Origin of the sequence: Rathayibacter sp. VKM Ac-2759, assembly GCF_009834225.1 — a bacterium.
GTDB lineage: Bacteria > Actinomycetota > Actinomycetes > Actinomycetales > Microbacteriaceae > Rathayibacter.
The window spans coordinates 2,802,464-2,819,735 of the sequence record NZ_CP047176.1; the positions used below are offsets into that span (position 1 = coordinate 2,802,464).

Sequence of the window (17,272 nt, forward strand, 5' to 3'; positions counted from 1 at the left end):
AGCATGCCTGCGTTGGACGTCAGCTACTCCGAAGAGGCGCGGAGCTTCGAGATCTCGTAGAGGGCTACGGAGGCCGCGATGCCCGCGTTGAGCGACTCCGCCGCCGAGCTGATCGGGATGGAGACGACCGCGTCGCACTGCTCGGTGACGAGGCGCGAGAGGCCCTTGCCCTCGCTGCCGACGATGACGAGCAGCGGGCGGTCGGCGAGCTCGAGACCCGGCAGCATGGTGTCGCCGTCGCCGTCGAGGCCGATCACGAAGACGCCCTCGCGCTTGTAGTCCTTGATCATCTGCGTGAGGTTCGCGGCCATCGCCACGGGGACGCGCGCCGCCGCTCCCGCCGACGTCTTCCAGGCGGCCGAGTTGAGGCCGACCGAGCGGCGCTGCGGGACGATGACGCCCTGTCCGCCGAACGCCGCGACCGAGCGGATGATCGCTCCGAGGTTGCGGGGGTCGGTGATGCCGTCGAGCGCGACGAGCAGCGGCAGGGCACCCCGCGAGACGCTCCGCTCGAGCAGGTCGCTCGGGTGCGCGTACTCGTACGGCGGCACCTTCAGCACGAGGCCCTGGTGCACCGAGTCGGGGCCGGCGAGGCGGTCGAGCTCGGGACGCATGACCTCGAGCACGGGGAGGCCGCGCGCGGTGGCGAGCTTGAGCGCCTCCTTCACACGGTCGTCCATCTCGATGCGGGTCGCGAGGTAGAGGGTCGTCGCGGGGATCTTCGCCCGCAGCGCCTCGAGGACGGAGTTGCGGCCCGTCACCATCTCGGACTCGTCGCCGCTCTTGGGCTTGCGGGGCCCGGTGGGCCGGCCCTGTCCGCGGGCGGCGGCGGAGAGCGCGCTGCCCGGACGGCCCTTGCCGCCGGCGGCGATGAAGCGCTCGCGCGCCGCCTTCGCCTTGCCTGCGGGGTGGTACGGGCGGTCCTCGGCCTTCGGCGTCGGCTTCTTGCCCTCGAGCGCCTGTCGGCCCTGGCCGCCGGAGCCGACGGCCTTGCCCCTGCTCTTCTTCCGGACCGCTCCTGGGCGGTTGTCCTTATTCGCCATCGAGACTCCAATGTGCACCCGTCTGGGTGTCTTCGATCGTGATTCCCGCCGCGGCGAGATCGGTTCGGATGCGGTCGGCGGCCGCCCAGTCGCGCTGCTCCCGCGCGGTCTGGCGGTCGGCGACCAGCCGGTCGACCAGGACGCTGAGCGCCCGGTAGGTCGGCTCGTCGTCGGAACGCGCCCACTCGGGCGCCTCCGGATCGATGCCGAGGACGGACGCCATCGCGAGCACCTGCGTGCGCAGCGACGACACCGTCCCGAGGTCCTCGGCGTCGAGGGCGGCGTTGCCGGCCCTGACCGTCTCGTGCAGGACGCCGATGGCCTGCGGGATCGAGAGGTCGTCGTCCATCGCCTCGGCGAACGCCTCGGGGACCACGGGCTCGCCGAGGGTCGCGAAGCGGGTGCCCTCGAGGCGTCGGCGCGAGCGGTCGAGGAAGCCCTCGATGCGCTCGAGCGCCGCCTCCGCCTCCTCGAGCGCCCCGTCGTGGAACTCGAGGGTCGACCGGTAGTGCGCCGAGCCGAGGTAGTAGCGCACGACGAGCGGGCGCGCCGAGCCCAGCAGCTCGGAGGCGAACACGGAGTTGCCGAGCGACTTGCTCATCTTCTGACCCGTCACCGAGACGAGCCCGTTGTGCAGCCAGTAGCTCGCGAAGGCGTAGCCCGCGGCGCCCGACTGCGCCAGCTCGTTCTCGTGGTGCGGGAAGCGCAGGTCGAGCCCGCCGCCGTGGATGTCGAACTGCGTGCCGAGGTACTTCGTCGACATCGCGGAGCACTCGATGTGCCAGCCCGGGCGGCCGGCGCCCCACGGCGACGCCCACGAGGCCGACTCCGGCTCGTCGGGCTTGATGCCCTTCCACAGGGCGAAGTCGTGCGGGTCGCGCTTGCCGCGCGGATCGGCGTCGGTCGCCGCCTCCATGCTCTCGAGGCGCTGGTGGGTGAGCGAGCCGTAGTCGGGCCACGAGCGCGTGTCGAAGTAGACGTCGCCGGACTCGTCGGGCGCGGGGTAGGCGTGGCCGAGCTCGATGAGGCGCTGGACCAGGGCGATCATCTCGGCGATGCTCGCCGTCGCGCGCGGCTCGTAGGTGGGGGGCAGGATGCCGAGGGAGTTGTAGGCCGCCGTGAACTCGAGCTCGACGCGGTAGGCGAGCGCCCACCACTGCTCGGACGGGGCGCCGACGGGAGCGGAGCGGCGCGACTCCTCGGCGATCGCGAGGATCTTGTCGTCGATGTCGGTGACGTTGCGCACGAGGGTCACCCGGAAGCCGCGGTAGTGCAGCCAGCGCCGCAGCTGGTCGTAGACGAGCGCGGAGCGGAGGTGTCCGATGTGGGGAGAGGACTGCACGGTGGGTCCGCAGACGTACATCCCGACCTCGTTCGTGCGGAGGGGGACGAAATCGACGAGGGCCTGGGCCTTCGAGTCATGCAGTCGCAGAGTCACGGTGGGGAGTTTACCGGGCGACCGGCTCACGGCCCGGCCCGGAGACCTGCCCTGGGGATCAGACGGCGGCTGCGCGGCGGGGTAGGACGAGCGCCGTCGCGACGGCGGTGACTCCCTCGCCGCGTCCGGTGAAGCCGAGCGCGTCCGACGTCGTGGCGGCCACGCTCACCGGAGCGGCGAGCAGAGCGGAGAGGAGCGCCTGCGCCTCCTCGCGCCGCGGGGAGAACTTCGGGCGGTTGCCGATCAGCTGGACCGACACGTTCCCGATCGTGAACCCGGCGGCCTCGACGAGCTCGCGGGTCGCACGGAGGAACACCTCGCCGTGCGCATCGCGGAACCGCGGATCGTCGGTGCCGAAGCGGGAGCCGATGTCTCCGAGCCCCGCCGCCGAGAGCAGGGCGTCGCAGATCGCGTGGGCGACCGGGTCGCCGTCGCTGTGCCCCGAGAGCCCGCGCTCCCCCGGCCAGTGCAGGCCGGCGAGCCAGAGCGGCGACGTCTCGTCGAAGGCGTGCACGTCGATGCCGACGCCGACCAGCGGCACGGCGACCGCCGCAGGAGTCGCGAGCAGCTGCTCCGCGCGAGCCAGATCCCAGGGGGTGGTGATCTTGAAGGCCAGGGCGTCGCCGGTGACCACGACGGAGGGGTGCCCGTGCGCGGCGAGCAGCGCGGCGTCGTCGGTGAACTCGCGCCGGGCTGCGGCGTAGGCCTCGTCGAGCAGCGCGCGGGGGAAGCCCTGCGGGGTCTGCACCGCGGCGAGCTCCGAGCGGTCGACCGTGTCGAGGATCGTCCCGGCCGCGTCGACGCGCTTGATGGTGTCGGTCACGGGGAGCCCGGGAATGACCCCGCCGCCCGTCGTGCGGACCGCCGCGATCACGCGCTCGAACTGGTCGACGGGAGTGAGCGCCCGCGCCGCGTCGTGCACGAGGACCGTCTCGATCGACGGGGCGAGGAGCGCGAGACCGCGAGTCACCGACTCCTGCCGGGTCGCGCCTCCGGCAGCGACGGTGACGGAGTCGGCGGCGAGGCCCGCTGCCGCGGCGCAGAGCCGGACGGTCTCCTCCACCAGCTCGGACGGTGCGACGACGACGACCTGCACCGGCTCGGAGAGCGTCAGCGCCGTGCGGAGGCTGCGCTCCAGGATGGTCACGCCGGCGCACTCGACGTAGGCCTTCGGACGCTCGCGCCCGAGGCGCGTCCCGCTGCCCGCGGCGACGATGACGACGGCGGCGCTCGGCGCCAGAGGCGTCCCGCCGGGCTCGAACTGCATGCGTGGTCCTCTCAGCGGCGGTCAGAGTAGCACGGGGCTGGGCGCAGGAGGCACCCTCGGGCGGGCGTGGGCTGCGACCTCGCTACGCTAATCTGGTGTCCGGCTCCAGCTCCGTGGATCCGCCCTGTCCGGGGCGAGCAGGGCCGACGATCTGGAGGTACCTGTGAAGGCGCGAATCGCTGCATCCGTCGTTCTCGCGGTCGGCGTCGCACTCGCAACCGCCGGCTGCAATCTCGTCGCCCCTCAGGCGACCCGCAACCTCTACGACCCGAGCGACGGCGTGGGCGCGACCATCGGCGACCTCGCCCTGCGCAACGCCTTCATCGTCTCGGACGACGGCGAGCTGGGCACGCTGGTCGTGACCGTCGTGAACTCCGGCGACGAGACGCAGACCCTCGAGGTGCAGTACGAGTCGACCACCGGGCGCACCGACGCCGAGGCCGAGATCGTCCCCGGCAACAACGAGATCGGCCCGCAGAAGGACGCCTCCGTGACCATGTCGGATCTCGACACCGTCCCGGGCAGCCTCTTCCCCGTCTACTTCCAGTACGGCTCCGAGGAGGGCAAGGAGCTCCTGGTCCCGGTCCTCACCTCGGCGCTCGAGGCCTACTCGACCCTCACCCCGGCCCCGTCGGCCACTCCGACGCAGACCGCGACCCCCGACCCGGCGAACACCGCTCTGCCGACTCCGACCACCGAGCCCGGCAACTCGATCGAGCCCTCGAACGAGTAGCCCCGACTCCTCGAAGGGCCGTCCGCTGAAGCGGGCGGCCCTTCGTCGTCCTGCTCGCGGCTCCCTCGTCGCTGGTCTCGATGCGCCGCCTCCGCGGCCACTCGACCAGCCGGCAGTCGCCACCTCTCCCCGGCTCCCCCGCCCGTCGCGCAGCGACGGCCCGGTCCGCGTGCACGTCGTGCAGCGACGGCCCCACCCGAACCCGCACGCCCTCCCCACAGACGCCCTCACGCCGCTCGTCGCGCAGCGGCGGCCCCGTCAACGTGCTCGTCGCGCAGCGACGGCCCCACCCGAACCCGCACGCCCTCCCCACAGACGCCCTCGCGCCGCTCGTCGCACAGCGACGGCCCCATCAGCGTGCTCGTCGCGCAGCGACGGCCCCATCAGCGTGCTCGTCGCGCAGCGACGGCCCCACCCGAACCCGCACGTCCCCCAGCCGCCGCACCCTCCACACCTACCCCCTGCAGAACGGGATCGCGGGGGCTGGTGGGGGCAGGTGCAAGGCGGAGGAGGGCGCGATACTGGAAGTATCGCAACCGACGACAACGCCGCAGATGCCCCCACCAGCCCCCGCGATCATGCGTCGAAGCGGTAGCCGAGGCCGCGGACGGTAACCAAGAGCATCGGCTCCTTAGGCGTCTTCTCGATCTTCGAGCGGATGCGCTTCACGTGGACGTCGAGGGTCTTGGTGTCGCCGAAGTAGTCGCTGCCCCAGACGCGGTCGATGAGCTGGCCGCGGGTGAGGACTCGGCCGGCGTTGCGGAGGAGCATCTCGAGGAGTTCGAACTCCTTGAGGGGCATGGGGGTCTCGACTCCGTCGACCTCGACCGTGTGGCGTTCGATGTCCATCTTGACGGGGCCGGCGACGACGATGCGCTCCTCTCCCGGGTCCTCTGTGCGGCGGCGGAGGACCGCGCGGATGCGGGCGAGCAGTTCGCGGGTCGAGTAGGGCTTGGTGACGTAGTCGTCGGCGCCGAGCTCGAGTCCCACGACGATGTCGACCTCCGAGTCCTTCGCGGTGACCATGATGATCGGGATGGAGGAGCGGGTGCGGATCTCTCGGCAGACCTCCGTTCCGGGCATGCCGGGGAGCATCAGGTCGAGCAGGATCAGGTCGTAGTCGCCCTCGTCGAAGGCGGCGACGGCGCGCGTGCCGTCCTCGGCGACGGTGACGTCGTATCCCTCTCGTTCGAGCAGGTAGCTGAGGGGCTCGCTGAGGGCGCTCTCGTCCTCGACGAGCAGGATGCTGGTCACGCGGTGTCTCCTATCGGTGCCGTCGACGCGAAGGGCGTCCGGGCCGGGTCTACTTCGGGAAGTCGGATGGTGAAGGTGGAGCCGCGGCCGGGCTTGGACCAGACGCGGACGTCTCCGCCGTGGTTCTGGACCGCGTGCTTGACGATGCTGAGGCCGAGGCCGGTGCCTCCGGTGTGGCGCGAGCGCGCCTGGTCGACGCGGTAGAACCGTTCGAAGACGCGGTCGAGGTCCTCCTCGGGGATGCCGATGCCCTGGTCGGTGACGGCGATCTCGACGACTCCCCCGGTCGAGCGGACGCCCACTCCGACCCGGGAGCCGGGGGGCGAGTACTGGATCGCGTTGGAGAGCAGGTTGTGCAGGGCCGAGACGAGCATCTTCTCCTGGCCTGCGACGTAGGCCTTCTTCATGCCGCCCTTGACCAGGGTCACGTCGTGCGACTCGGCCATCACGTGCGTCGTCTCGAGCGCTGCAACGACGATGTCGTCGACGCGGACGACCTCGGCGGTGCCGGCGACGTCGGTCGACTGCAGGCGCGAGAGCTCGATGATCTCGCGGGTGATCTTCGCGAGGCGGTGCGACTCCTGGGTGAGACGGTGCGCGAAGCGGCGGACCTGCACCGGGTCGTCGGCGGCGGAGTCGAGCGCCTCGGCGAGCAGCCCGACCGCGCCGATCGGAGTCTTCAGCTCGTGGGAGATGTTGGCCACGAAGTCGCGGCGCACCGCTTCGAGCCGGCGCGCCTCGGTGTGGTCCTCGGCGAGCACGAGGACGAAGCGGGAGCCGAGGCGGGTGGCGTGCACCACGAGGGTGACGGCCGCGTCCGAGAGCGGACTCGTCGGCAGTTCGAGGTCCTGCTCGATGTCGTCGCCGAAGCGGCGGACGCGGTCGACGATGGCGACGAGGTCGGGGTGCAGCAGGGTGTCCTGCGAGACGAGCCCGAGCGAGATCGCCCGCGTCGACGCCTTCAGCACGTTGTGGGAGGGGTCCGTCACGAACGCGGGAGCGCCGACGGCGTCGATGATGGCGTCGATCCCCTCCGGCAGCCCGACCGCGGCGACGTCCGCGGCGATCCGGCCCTGACGGGCGGCGAGCGTGACGACGACGGTCATGGCGACGCCGATGGCCAGCCCGAGGACGAGCGCCAGAACAACGTACAAGCCCGTATCCACGGACCCAGGCTAGCCATCCACCGGCCGTCTCCCTACCGGACGCCGATCGAGCGGCTGGGGGTCGAGTACTGTTCAAACCCCCGGCACCGTCCGTTAACCTGCCGTGGTCATCATTGCTGCGCTTGCGCCGACTCGGTGCAGGCGCAGTGTCGTGCGTGGTGCGCGACGCAACACCGGCACCGGGACTCCGTGCGTGCCGCAGAGAGGGTCGATCAGAAGATGCGCGAAGTTTTCCAGCAGGAGCTGGCCGAAGTCCAGGACCGCCTCGTCGAGATCTCGGGACTCGTCGAGATCGCGATCGAGAAGGCGACCCAGGCGTTCAACCACTCCGACGTCTCTCTCGCCGAGGAGGTCATCGCGAGCGACGCGCGCATCGACGAGCTGGCGATCAGCCTCGACGAGCTGGCGATCGACATCCTCGCCCGTCAGGGACCGGTCGCGCGCGACCTCCGCACCGTCGTCTCCGCCCTCCGCATCAGCGCCTCCCTCGAGCGGATGGGCGACATCGCCGAACACATCGCGCAGCTCTCGCGCTACCGCTTCCCCGACAAGGTCGTGCCCAAGAGCCTCCGCCCGACCTTCGTCGAGATGGGACGCCTCGACGTCGTCGTCGCGCACAAGCTCACCGAGCTCCTCCGCTCGCAGGACGCGCGCATCGCGGAGGAGATCCGCGACGAGGACGACAAGATCGACGAGCTGCACGTCAGCGTCTTCGACAAGGTCCTCAGCGAGGCCTGGAAGGGCCAGGCCGCCGACACCGTCGACGCCACCCTCGCCAGCCGCTACCACGAGCGCTTCGCCGACCACGCCGTGTCGATCGCCAAGAAGGTGCAGTACCTGATCTCAGGCGACTACGCCTGAGTCCATTCGTCGATATCGCGCGAAGCGCGATATCGACCGCGGTCGGCTCTCCAGCGGGGTCGCGTTCCGCAGAGCGGGGTGCGTCCGGCTAGATCGAATCGCTGTCACGCGATTCGATCGTTCGCCTCGTGGACGGCTGGCTGGTCTGCAGGCTGACCCCCGAAGAGTGTCGGCCGACTGTCACCGACATTCGAATGAGGAAGACGAACCGGCCTGACTTCGGCTCGCGGAATGTGCTTCGGCTCGCAGGAATCTCGTGTTCCTGCGAGCCGAAGGTGTTTCTGCGAGCCGGAGGACGGGCTGAGGCACGGTCGGCTCGCGAGAAGGGGCTCGGCTCGTCAAAGGCGGCGATTCCTGCGAGCCGAAGGTGTTTCTGCGAGCCGGAGGACGGGCTGAGGCACGGTCGGCTCGCGATAAGGGGCTCGGCTCGTCAGAGTCGGCGATTCCTGCGAGCCGAAGGTGTTTCTGCGAGCCGGAGGATCGGCACGCGGGACTTCGGCTCGTCGCCTGTGCTTCGGCTCGCAGGAATCGGGTGATCCTGCGAGCCGAGCGTGGTTCTGCGAGCCGGAGGTGCTCCGAGGCCGGGCGCGGATGCGGACGGCCCGCGAGAACCGGGGTTCCGCGGGCCGTTCGAGGAGGGCGAGGGCTACTTCTTGGCGCCCTGGGCGGCGACGGCGGCGGCACCCGCGGCGGCCGCCTCCGGGTCGAGGTAGCGAGCCGGCTCGGTCGGCTCGAAGTTCTCGTCGAGGGTGTAGACGAGCGGGATCCCCGTGGGGATGTTGAGCTCGGCGATGTCGGAGTCGGAGATGCCGTCGAGAGTCTTCACCAGAGCGCGCAGCGAGTTGCCGTGCGCAGTGATCATGACGGTCTTGCCCGAGGCGAGGTCCGGCTTGATGTCGGACTCCCAGTACGGGAGCATCCGCTCGATGACCAGCTTCAGCGACTCGGTGCGCGGGAGGGCGTCGCCGAGGTCGGCGTAGCGCTCGTCGTGGGCCTGCGAGTACTGGTCGTCGTCGTCGAGCGGGGGCGGCGGCACATCGAACGAGCGACGCCAGGTCTGGAACTGCTCGGGGCCGTACTCGGCGAGGGTCTGCGCCTTGTCCTTCCCCTGCAGCGCGCCGTAGTGGCGCTCGTTGAGGCGCCAGGAGCGCTTGACGTCGATCCAGAGGCGGTCCGCGGTCTCGAGGGCGATGTTCGCCGTCTGGATCGCGCGCGTCTGTCGGGAGGTGTAGACGATGTCGGGGTGCAGCCCCGCCTCGGTCAGGAGCTCGCCGGCGCGGGTCGCCTCGGCGATGCCCTGCTCGGTCAGTCGCACGTCGACCCAGCCGGTGAACAGGTTCTTCTGGTTCCACTCGCTGTTGCCGTGGCGCACGAGGATGAGGGTGTAGGTCTCGGACATGCGCCCAGTGTAGAGGTGGCCCCTTTCGGGCGCGGATACGCTGGACGGCATGCCGATCGGAGCCGTGACCCGCGGGACGACCGGCACCAACAGGCTCCGCCGGGTGGACCGCTGGATGACCGAGCTGCCCGTGCTCCGCGGCACGGCGGACCCGCTCGTCGTCGACCTCGGGTTCGGGGCGAGCGCCGTCACCACGCTCGAGCTGCACCGCCGCCTCGTCCGCGTGGCGCCGGGAGTCGAGGTCGTCGGCCTCGAGATCGAGCCGGCGCGCGTGAGCACCGCCCGCGAGCAGCTGGCGGGTGTGCGGCGCGGAGGCACGGCCTTCCCGAGCGACGCGCGCGTGCGCTTCGAGCGCGGCGGGTTCGAGATCCCGCTCCCGGAGGGTCGGCGGGCGAGCGCGATCCGTGCGTTCAACGTGCTCCGCCAGTACGACGAGTCGGCCGTCGCCGGCGCCTGGCAGACCATGATCGAGCGGCTCCGCCCCGACGGTGTGCTCGTCGAGGGCACCTGCGACGAGATCGGGCGCATCTGCACCTGGATCGAGATCGGCCGGGAGGGGCCCCGGTCCCTGACGCTCTCGCTGCGACTGGGTGCCGTCCCCTCGCCGATGATCGCGGCCGAACGCCTCCCGAAAGCGCTGATCCACCGCAACGTCCCCGGCGAGCCGGTGCACGCGTTCCTCCAGGCGCTCGAGCGGGCCTGGACCCTGAACGCTCCGCTCGCGGTGTACGGGCCGACCCAGCGCTGGCAGGCGTCGGTGCGCGCGCTCCGCGCCGAGTGGCCGATCCTCGACGGGCCGCGGCGGTGGCGGCTCGGGGAGGTGACCGTCGCGTGGGACGCGGTCGCGCCCGCGGGCCCGGCCCCGTCACTCCTCTGACGGACCGCGTCAGCGCAGCTCGGGCAGCGCCGCTCTCGCCTCGGCGGAGTCGGTGCCGGCCGCCGTCAGCAGGTCGACGACCAGCGGTCGGAGGATGACGAGGAGCGTCTTCTCGGCGAGGCGCGCCTCGGGGATCAGTCGCTGCGGGTCGAGCGTCGTCGCGAGCAGCACCAGATCCTGACGGGCCAGCGCGAGCACGGAGGCGTCGGTCAGCGAGCGCCCGAGCAGCGCGATCCCCGGGCCGAACGAGGCGACGACCTCGGCGAGCGCCGGGCGCGGGGCGCCGTCGCCGACGAGGAAGTCAGTGCGCCGCGCGACGATCCGGAGGTTGCGGGTCGCCAGGTCGAGGGCGGCCAGCATCGCGCGCTGCCGCTCGAGCTCGCCGCGGTGCCGCCGGACGAACGGCGAGATGCGCGCGACTCCCAGGGCCGACTCGAGGGCCGCCGACCAGCCGTCGATGGTCGGCTGCGTCGAGCGGATGCGCTCGAGCGCCGCACGGGAGGCGCCGGCGTCGCCGTTCCGGAGCGCCTCGGACAGTCCCTCGATCGTCTCCGCCAGTGCGGCGACGAGGCGGCGGGCCTCCGCCCTGGCCGTCCGGAGCGGGCTCCGCGGCACGATCGCGGTGCACAGCAGCGCCGCGAGGCCGCCGACGAGACCGTCGAGACTGCGGGTGAAGACTCCTCCGTCGGGCGCGGGGAGGACCATCACGAGCATCGCCTGGGTGCCCGCCGCGACGGCGAAGCCCGGCGACGGCGACAGCGCACGACCGACGGTGAAGACGATCGCGAGCACGACGGCCAGCTGCCAGACCCCCGTGCCCCAGAGGAGGAGGAGGACCTCGCTCGCCGTGATCCCGATGAGCATGCCGACGGCCGTCTCGGCCACCTGCTTCGGGCGGGTGTCCCGCGCGATGCCCAGACTCGAGATGGTCGCCGTCAGCGAGAGCACCGGAGCCGGATGCCCGAAGACGAACCTCGACACCGAGTAGGCCAGGATCGCCGCGAGCACGATCTGCAGCACCGCGGGCAGCGATGCCACCGCGCGGGCGAGCCCTCTGCCCGGGCGGAGCCCGTCGACGCGGACGAGCCGCCGGAGCCGCTCGGCCGCCCGATCCGGCCCGTCGGATCCTGCGGCCACCACGGCGTGGCCTATCTGGTCGTGGCCCCGAGCCGGGGCAGGCGGGGCACTCCCGCCTCCGCACCGGCTCCGGGCGGGACGACGACCTCCTGCGAGGCGGCGACACGGATGTCTCCCGCGATCACGGTGAGCTCGTGGTCGACGGGCACCGAGCGCTTGACGACGGCGAGCGCGATCGGCCCGTCCTCGTAGTGCCAGGCGCTCGAGGTGACGGTGCCGACCTCGACCGGCTCGCCACCCTTCAGCGCGGTCACGACATCGCCGTGCGCCGGGAGGGCCGAGTCGGAGCCGTCGAGCTGCAGCAGGACGAGGCGGCGCGGCGGATGCCCGAGGTTGTGGACCTTGGCGACGGTCTCCTGCCCGCGGTAGCACCCCTTCGCCAGGTGCACGGAGGAGCGCAGCAGGTCGAGTTCGTGCGGGATCGACCGGTCGTCGACCTCGGTCGCGTGACGCGGTCGCCAGGCGGCGATGCGGAGCGCCTCGAGGGCGTCCGCTCCCGCGAGGGCGACTCCGGCCGAGGCGGCACGGGAGGCGAGCTCGGCGAGCACGGTGCGCGGCACGAGAGTCTCGCGGTAGTGCCAGAGAGCCGCGGGGTGGCCCTCGACGGCCGCGTACTGCCAGCCGCCCGGCTGCACCTGCGACCACGGGTCGAGCCAGCCGACCTCGCCCAGCGAGAGGGCGAGAGCCGTGGCGGAGGCGTCGCCCAGCGTCCCGAGGGTCGCGAAGTCCTCGGTGCGGTCGGTGATCTCGACCCGGAGCATGAAGCGCATCCGGTCGAGCCAGGCCGCCAGGCCCGCGGTCTCGTCGCGGTCGAGGAGGAGCCACGCCGTCTCTCCGTCGTCGACGACGCGGAGGACGTGCTCGATGCGCCCGGACGGATCCAGCAGGAGGGTCTCGGCCGACGCTCCCGGAGCGAGTCGCGCGAGCGACTGGCTGGTCAGGGAGTCGAGCCAGGTCAGCCGGTCGGGGCCGGTGACGGTGACGACTCCGCGACCGGAGAGGTCGACGAGCGCGGTGCCCGCGGCGAGCGCGCGCTGCTCGCGGAAGGGCTCGCCGTAGTGCGCCGCGACTCCCGGCTCGGCGATGCTCGACGTGGCGACGGCTCCCTCGACCGAGAGGAGCGGCGAGACCTCCGCCTCAGTCGACACGGGCGAGCCGTCCGGAGGCGTGGGTCCGCAGACCCTGACCGAGCGCGGCGATGTCCCAGGCCCAGAGCAGGTGGTCCTCGACGAGGCCGTAGAGGCGGGTCGCGGCGGCGTAGTCCTTCGCGGCGGCCGTGCGCATGACGGCATCGGTCGCGAGATCGATGCGCGGGCCCTTGACCTGGCCGAGGTAGAGCTCGCTCACGCCGTCGGGGTGCACGAGCGAGACCTCGATCTCGAAGCCGCCGGCGGCGTTGCGGAGCGTCTCGACCGACTCCGCGTCGGGGTACGCGGGAGCGCCGCGGCCGGGCAGCATCGCCGGGCCCGCATCCGCGTCGGTCAGCGGGCGGCTGAGGCGCCAGTAGCCCGTCTCGCTGACGAGGGGGCGGTGGCCGACCTCGCTCTCGTCCTCGATCAGCCAGGTGTACGAGCTGTAGTTGAGGTACGGCAGCCCGTCGTAGCTGAAGCTGATGCGGTGGCCGAACTCGGCCTGGACCGAGTCGTCGCCGACGGCGTAGTCGACGACTCCCGAGCCCTCCCAGACGCCGAGCAGCCAGGAGAGGGGGACGAGTTCGGGCGGCAGGCCCGACGGCAGCGAGATCAAACCGGCTCTGACCCGGCGACTAGCGCTGGCCGCGGTAGAGCTTGAAGACGACCACGCCCGACACCCACGCGATGGCGAGCGAGGCGAGCCCGAGCAGTCCGAGATAGAAGAGTTCGAGGGCGAGAAGCATGGCCCCATCCTATCCGCCGGTACCGACGCGGAGTCGGGCCCCGCGGAACTCAGCGGGAGGCGAGAACGGCGATCCCGGTGGCGATGCCGACGATGACCATCGCACCGACCATGCTCGTCATCGTGCGCAGCAGATAGCCGGAGGCGCGGGCGACGGCGAGCTGCACGGCGAAGGTGGCGAGGACGCATCCTCCGAAGGTCAGCGCGAGCCAGAGCTGCGCGGAGCCGGCCGGGGCGACGACCAGCGAGAGGACCGAGCCGACGAGGGCCAGCGCCCAGACGATCCCGACGCCCACCTGGTCCCTGCTCATCCGTCAATTGTGCCCCAGGCGATCGGCCCTCCCGGCCCGCCGCTAGTATTGCGGCACAACAGTTCTGGAGGATCCGTGGCGCAGTTGCTCATACTGACCTCTGCGGGGGGCGCCGAGGTACTGCCCGCGCTGGGGCTGCTCAGCCACAAGACCCGGCAGATCCCGGCCGAACCCGCTCATCTCGTGAACGCTCCGAGCTGCGACCTCATCTTCGTCGACGCCCGTCAGGATCTCGCCAGCGCCAAGTCGCTGTGCAAGATCCTCACCACCACCGGCATCAACGTCCCCCTCATCCTGATCCTCACCGAGGGCGGCCTCACCGCCGTGAGCGCCGACTGGGGCGTCAACGACGTGATCCTCGACTCCGCCGGCCCCGCCGAGGTCGACGCGCGCATCCGCCTCGTCATCGGGAGGCTCGCCCAGGAGCAGTCCGCATCGCGGATCCAGGCGTCCGGCGTGGTCATCGACGAGGCGAGCTACTCCGCGAAGGTGCACGGGCGCCCGCTCGACCTCACCTTCAAGGAGTTCGAGCTCCTGCGCTTCTTCGCCACCCACCCGTCCCGGGTCTTCACCCGGGAGCAGCTGCTCAGCGAGGTCTGGGGCTACGACTACTTCGGCGGCACCCGCACCGTCGATGTGCACGTCCGGCGCCTGCGCGCGAAGCTCGGCGACCTCGAGTCGCTCATCGGCACGGTCCGCAACGTCGGATACCGCTTCAACGTCTACGAAGAGGACAATGAGCGAGTCGCTCAATCTCTCGGTTGAGAACCTGTCCGATCCCGCGGTCGCGGCCGGACTCGAGCACCTCATCGGCCGGGCGACCTGGTTCGACGAGCAGCCCCCCTTCAGCGATCAGACGCTCGTCGACGCCCGGGCGGGCTCGCGCACGCTGCTGATCGGCCTGCGCGCCGACGTCGTCGTGGCGGCCGCGGTGCTCGGCCAGGGCGAGCTCGAGTTCGTCGTCGATCCGGAGTGGCGAGGAGTCGGATTCGGCCGGGCGACGCTCGAGCAGGTGCTCGCGAGCGGCCGCACGGGGCTGCTCGCCTGGGCGCACGGCGACCACCCGGCAGCCAGGGCCCTGGCCGCCTCCCACGGGTTCGCGCCGATCCGGACCCTCCTGCACCTGGCCCTCGAGCCGCTCGCCGCGCCCGACGTCGTCGTCCCCGACGGCTACGCGCTCTCGGACGCCCGCGATCTCGACCCGGCCGAGTGGGTGGCGCTGAACGCGCGGGTCTTCGCCGCGCATCCGGAGCAGGGACGGCTCACCGAGGACGACCTCGCCGCGCGCCGCGCCGAGCCGTGGTTCGACGAGGGCGACTTCCTCCTCCTCCGCGACGCCGACGGGACCCTCGTCGGCTACGACTGGCTCAAGATCGAGCCCGGATCCACGACCGGCGAGATCTACGTGCTCGGCGTCGCCCCCGAGGCGGCGGGTCGCGGCCTCGGCCGGGCCCTGCTCGGCGCCGGGCTCGCGCGGATGCTCGAGCGCGGCTGCACCACCGCCGATCTCTACGTCGAGGCCGAGAACCGCTCGGCCGTCGCCCTCTACCGCTCGCTCGGATTCACGGACGCCTCCGTCGACGTGCAGTACCTGCAGCGCCGTCCGGCGGTCCGCTGACTCCGAGGCTCCTCCCCCGGCCGCGTTCACCCCGCATTCACCACCGGCGGCGCGAGGCGGCCGGAGGCGGTGCCAGGATGGTCGCATGGACGGCGACAACCTGATTCTCGAGGACGGCCTGAGCGACGAGCTCGACGACGACTTCGACGACGAGGAGGAGGAGCACTCGGATCCCCTGCTCCCGGACAACCGCTACCTCGATCGCGAGCTGAGCTGGCTGGCGTTCAACCAGCGCGTGCTCGAGCTGGCCGAGGATCCGCTGGTGCCGGTGCTCGAGCGGGCCAACTTCCTGGCGATCTTCTCCTCGAACCTCGACGAGTTCTTCATGGTCCGCGTCGCGGGTCTGAAGCGCCGCATCCTCACCGGTCTGGCGCTGCCGACGAACATCGGCCGCGTGCCCGTCGACGTGCTGACCGACATCTCCGAGAAGGCGCACCTGCTCCAGCAGCGGCACTCGCGGGCGTTCAAGGACCTCGTCGAGCCGGCCCTGCGCGACTCCGGCATCGACATCGTGCGGTGGAGCGAGCTCAGCGACGCCGAGCGCGCGGTGCTCGACGACTACTTCTCGGCGCAGATCTTCCCGGTTCTGATGCCGCTCGCGGTCGACCCGGCGCACCCGTTCCCCTACATCTCGGGCCTGTCGCTCAACCTGTCGGTGCGCGTGCGCAACCCCAAGACGCAGAAGACGGAGTTCGCCCGCCTCAAGGTGCCGCAGATGCTGCCGCGGTTCGTCCGGATCGCCGGAGTGGCCGCTCCCGGCGAGCCCATGCGCTTCATCTCGCTCGAGGACCTCATCGCGAACCAGCTCGACGACCTCTTCCCCGGCATGGAGATCCTCGACCACCACGTCTTCCGCATCACCCGCAACGAGGACGTCGAGGTCGACGAGGACGAGACCGAGAACCTGATCAAGGCGCTCGAGAAGGAGCTCCTCCGCCGTCGGTTCGGCCCGCCCATCCGGCTCGAGGTCACCGACGACATGGACGACGAGACGCTCGGGCTGCTGGTCCGGGAGCTCGACATCACGACGCAGGAGGTCTACAAGCTCCCCGCGCCGTTGGATCTCGGCGGGCTCTTCAGCCTGCAGAAGATCGACCGGCCCGATCTCAAGTACCCCAACCACGTCCCGACGACGGCCGTGCAGCTCTCGCCGAGCGAGCCGAACCAGCGCCAGGACATCTTCAAGGCGGTCTCGCGCGGAGACGTGCTGCTGCACCACCCGTACGAGTCGTTCGCGACCAGCGTTCAGGCGTTCCTCGAGCAGGCGGCCGCCGATCCCGACGTGCTGGCGATCAAGCAGACGCTCTACCGCACGTCGGGCGACTCCCCCATCGTCGAGGCGCTGATCGACGCGGCCGAGTCCGGCAAGCAGGTGCTCGCGCTCGTCGAGATCAAGGCGCGCTTCGACGAGCAGGCCAACATCTCGTGGGCGCGCAAGCTCGAGAAGGCCGGCGTGCACGTGGTCTACGGGCTCGTCGGGCTGAAGACCCACTGCAAGCTCGCGCTCGTGATCCGCCAGGAGAAGGGCGGCGTCCTCCGCCACTACTCCCACATCGGCACGGGCAACTACAACCCGAAGACCTCGCGCATCTACGAGGACCTCGGGCTGCTCACCGCGGACGCCGAGGTGGGCAAGGACCTGACCCGGCTCTTCAACGAGCTGTCGGGCTACGCGATCGAGAAGAAGTTCAAGCGCCTGCTCGTCGCTCCCCGCCACCTGCGCAAGGGCCTGCTCAAGCGGATCGACGCCGAGACCGAGAACGCCCGCAAGGGCCTCCCGTCCGGGATCCGGATCAAGGTCAACTCGATCGTGGACGAGGCCGTGATCGACGCGCTCTACCGCGCCAGCCAGGCCGGAGTGCCGGTCGACGTCTGGGTCCGCGGCATCTGCGGTCTGAAGCCCGGGCAGGAGGGTCTCTCCGAGACCATCCGCGTCCGCTCGATCCTCGGCCGCTACCTCGAGCACTCGCGCATCTTCAGCTTCGTCAACGGCGGCGAGCCCGACGTGTTCATCGGCAGCGCCGACATGATGCACCGCAACCTCGACCGCCGCGTCGAGGCCCTGGTGCGCATCGTCGAGCCCGCGCACCTCGCCGAGATCGACGACATGTTCGTGCGCGCCATGGACGAGAAGACGGCGTCGTGGTGGCTCGGGTCGGACGGCACGTGGACCCGGCACCACCTCGACGAGGACGGAGCGCCGCTGTCCGACCTGCAGAACCGTCTGATGCAGCACATCTCGCACCGCAAGCGCGCCGCTTCGCGGTCCGCCTCGCGCGTGTCGAGCCGCTGA

At 71.3% G+C, this 17,272-nt stretch carries 16 protein-coding genes; 6 read left to right on the forward strand and 10 right to left on the reverse strand.

The window, feature by feature from the left end:
* Window positions 1-23: 23 nt before the first annotated feature.
* From rlmB to ispD, 3 genes are read right to left on the reverse strand one after another with little or no spacing between them, the layout of a single operon-like run.
* Window positions 24-1,043, reverse strand: coding sequence for a 23S rRNA (guanosine(2251)-2'-O)-methyltransferase RlmB (gene rlmB, locus GSU68_RS12990; protein ID WP_159908971.1), 1,020 nt, complete (start codon window positions 1,041-1,043; stop codon window positions 24-26).
* Window positions 1,033-2,481 (reverse strand): cysteine--tRNA ligase, encoded by a 1,449-nt coding sequence (cysS, locus tag GSU68_RS12995; protein ID WP_159908973.1) that lies wholly within the window; start codon window positions 2,479-2,481, stop codon window positions 1,033-1,035. The genes rlmB and cysS overlap by 11 nt, the downstream gene beginning before the upstream one ends.
* 58 nt (window positions 2,482-2,539) lie before the next feature.
* Complete coding sequence (gene ispD, locus GSU68_RS13000; protein ID WP_159908975.1) at window positions 2,540-3,748, reverse strand: 2-C-methyl-D-erythritol 4-phosphate cytidylyltransferase; 1,209 nt, start codon at window positions 3,746-3,748, stop codon at window positions 2,540-2,542.
* 163 nt (window positions 3,749-3,911) lie between these two features.
* Here ispD and GSU68_RS13005 point away from each other — a divergent pair, with 163 nt between their 5' ends.
* Window positions 3,912-4,481: a hypothetical protein gene (locus GSU68_RS13005; RefSeq protein ID WP_159908977.1), complete on the forward strand. Its 570-nt coding sequence runs from the start codon at window positions 3,912-3,914 to the stop codon at window positions 4,479-4,481.
* Window positions 4,482-5,057: 576 nt separating this feature from the next.
* On the opposite strand, the gene GSU68_RS13010 is transcribed toward GSU68_RS13005, so the two are convergent.
* Window positions 5,058-5,735 (reverse strand): response regulator transcription factor, encoded by a 678-nt coding sequence (locus GSU68_RS13010; RefSeq protein WP_159908979.1) that lies wholly within the window; start codon window positions 5,733-5,735, stop codon window positions 5,058-5,060.
* On the reverse strand, window positions 5,732-6,901 hold the full coding sequence (locus GSU68_RS13015; protein WP_159908981.1) for an ATP-binding protein: 1,170 nt from the start codon (window positions 6,899-6,901) through the stop codon (window positions 5,732-5,734). The genes GSU68_RS13010 and GSU68_RS13015 overlap by 4 nt, the downstream gene beginning before the upstream one ends.
* A 219-nt stretch (window positions 6,902-7,120) precedes the next feature.
* Here GSU68_RS13015 and phoU point away from each other — a divergent pair, with 219 nt between their 5' ends.
* Window positions 7,121-7,762: a phosphate signaling complex protein PhoU gene (phoU, locus tag GSU68_RS13020; RefSeq protein WP_159908983.1), complete on the forward strand. Its 642-nt coding sequence runs from the start codon at window positions 7,121-7,123 to the stop codon at window positions 7,760-7,762.
* Window positions 7,763-8,408: 646 nt separating this feature from the next.
* Here the strand turns inward: phoU and GSU68_RS13025 are convergent.
* Window positions 8,409-9,161 (reverse strand): phosphoglyceromutase, encoded by a 753-nt coding sequence (locus GSU68_RS13025; RefSeq protein ID WP_159908985.1) that lies wholly within the window; start codon window positions 9,159-9,161, stop codon window positions 8,409-8,411.
* A gap of 49 nt (window positions 9,162-9,210) precedes the next feature.
* Here GSU68_RS13025 and GSU68_RS13030 point away from each other — a divergent pair, with 49 nt between their 5' ends.
* Window positions 9,211-10,038, forward strand: coding sequence for a class I SAM-dependent methyltransferase (locus GSU68_RS13030; protein WP_159908987.1), 828 nt, complete (start codon window positions 9,211-9,213; stop codon window positions 10,036-10,038).
* Window positions 10,039-10,047: 9 nt separating this feature from the next.
* On the opposite strand, the gene GSU68_RS13035 is transcribed toward GSU68_RS13030, so the two are convergent.
* From GSU68_RS13035 to GSU68_RS13050, 4 genes are all read right to left on the reverse strand, one after another.
* Complete coding sequence (locus GSU68_RS13035) at window positions 10,048-11,175, reverse strand: FUSC family protein (protein ID WP_159908989.1); 1,128 nt, start codon at window positions 11,173-11,175, stop codon at window positions 10,048-10,050.
* 11 nt (window positions 11,176-11,186) lie between these two features.
* On the reverse strand, window positions 11,187-12,260 hold the full coding sequence (locus GSU68_RS13040) for a glycine cleavage T C-terminal barrel domain-containing protein (RefSeq protein ID WP_244259502.1): 1,074 nt from the start codon (window positions 12,258-12,260) through the stop codon (window positions 11,187-11,189).
* A gap of 52 nt (window positions 12,261-12,312) precedes the next feature.
* Window positions 12,313-12,921: an FABP family protein gene (locus GSU68_RS13045; protein WP_159908993.1), complete on the reverse strand. Its 609-nt coding sequence runs from the start codon at window positions 12,919-12,921 to the stop codon at window positions 12,313-12,315.
* Between the two features lie 179 nt (window positions 12,922-13,100).
* Window positions 13,101-13,361, reverse strand: coding sequence for a hypothetical protein (locus tag GSU68_RS13050; RefSeq protein WP_159908995.1), 261 nt, complete (start codon window positions 13,359-13,361; stop codon window positions 13,101-13,103).
* 75 nt (window positions 13,362-13,436) lie between these two features.
* Here GSU68_RS13050 and GSU68_RS13055 point away from each other — a divergent pair, with 75 nt between their 5' ends.
* The 3 genes from GSU68_RS13055 (at window position 13,437) to GSU68_RS13065 (ending at window position 17,272) form a co-directional block, all read left to right on the forward strand.
* On the forward strand, window positions 13,437-14,126 hold the full coding sequence (locus GSU68_RS13055) for a response regulator transcription factor (RefSeq protein WP_159908997.1): 690 nt from the start codon (window positions 13,437-13,439) through the stop codon (window positions 14,124-14,126).
* On the forward strand, window positions 14,098-14,979 hold the full coding sequence (gene mshD / locus GSU68_RS13060; protein WP_159908999.1) for a mycothiol synthase: 882 nt from the start codon (window positions 14,098-14,100) through the stop codon (window positions 14,977-14,979). The genes GSU68_RS13055 and mshD overlap by 29 nt, the downstream gene beginning before the upstream one ends.
* A gap of 85 nt (window positions 14,980-15,064) precedes the next feature.
* On the forward strand, window positions 15,065-17,272 hold the full coding sequence (locus GSU68_RS13065) for an RNA degradosome polyphosphate kinase (protein WP_159909001.1): 2,208 nt from the start codon (window positions 15,065-15,067) through the stop codon (window positions 17,270-17,272).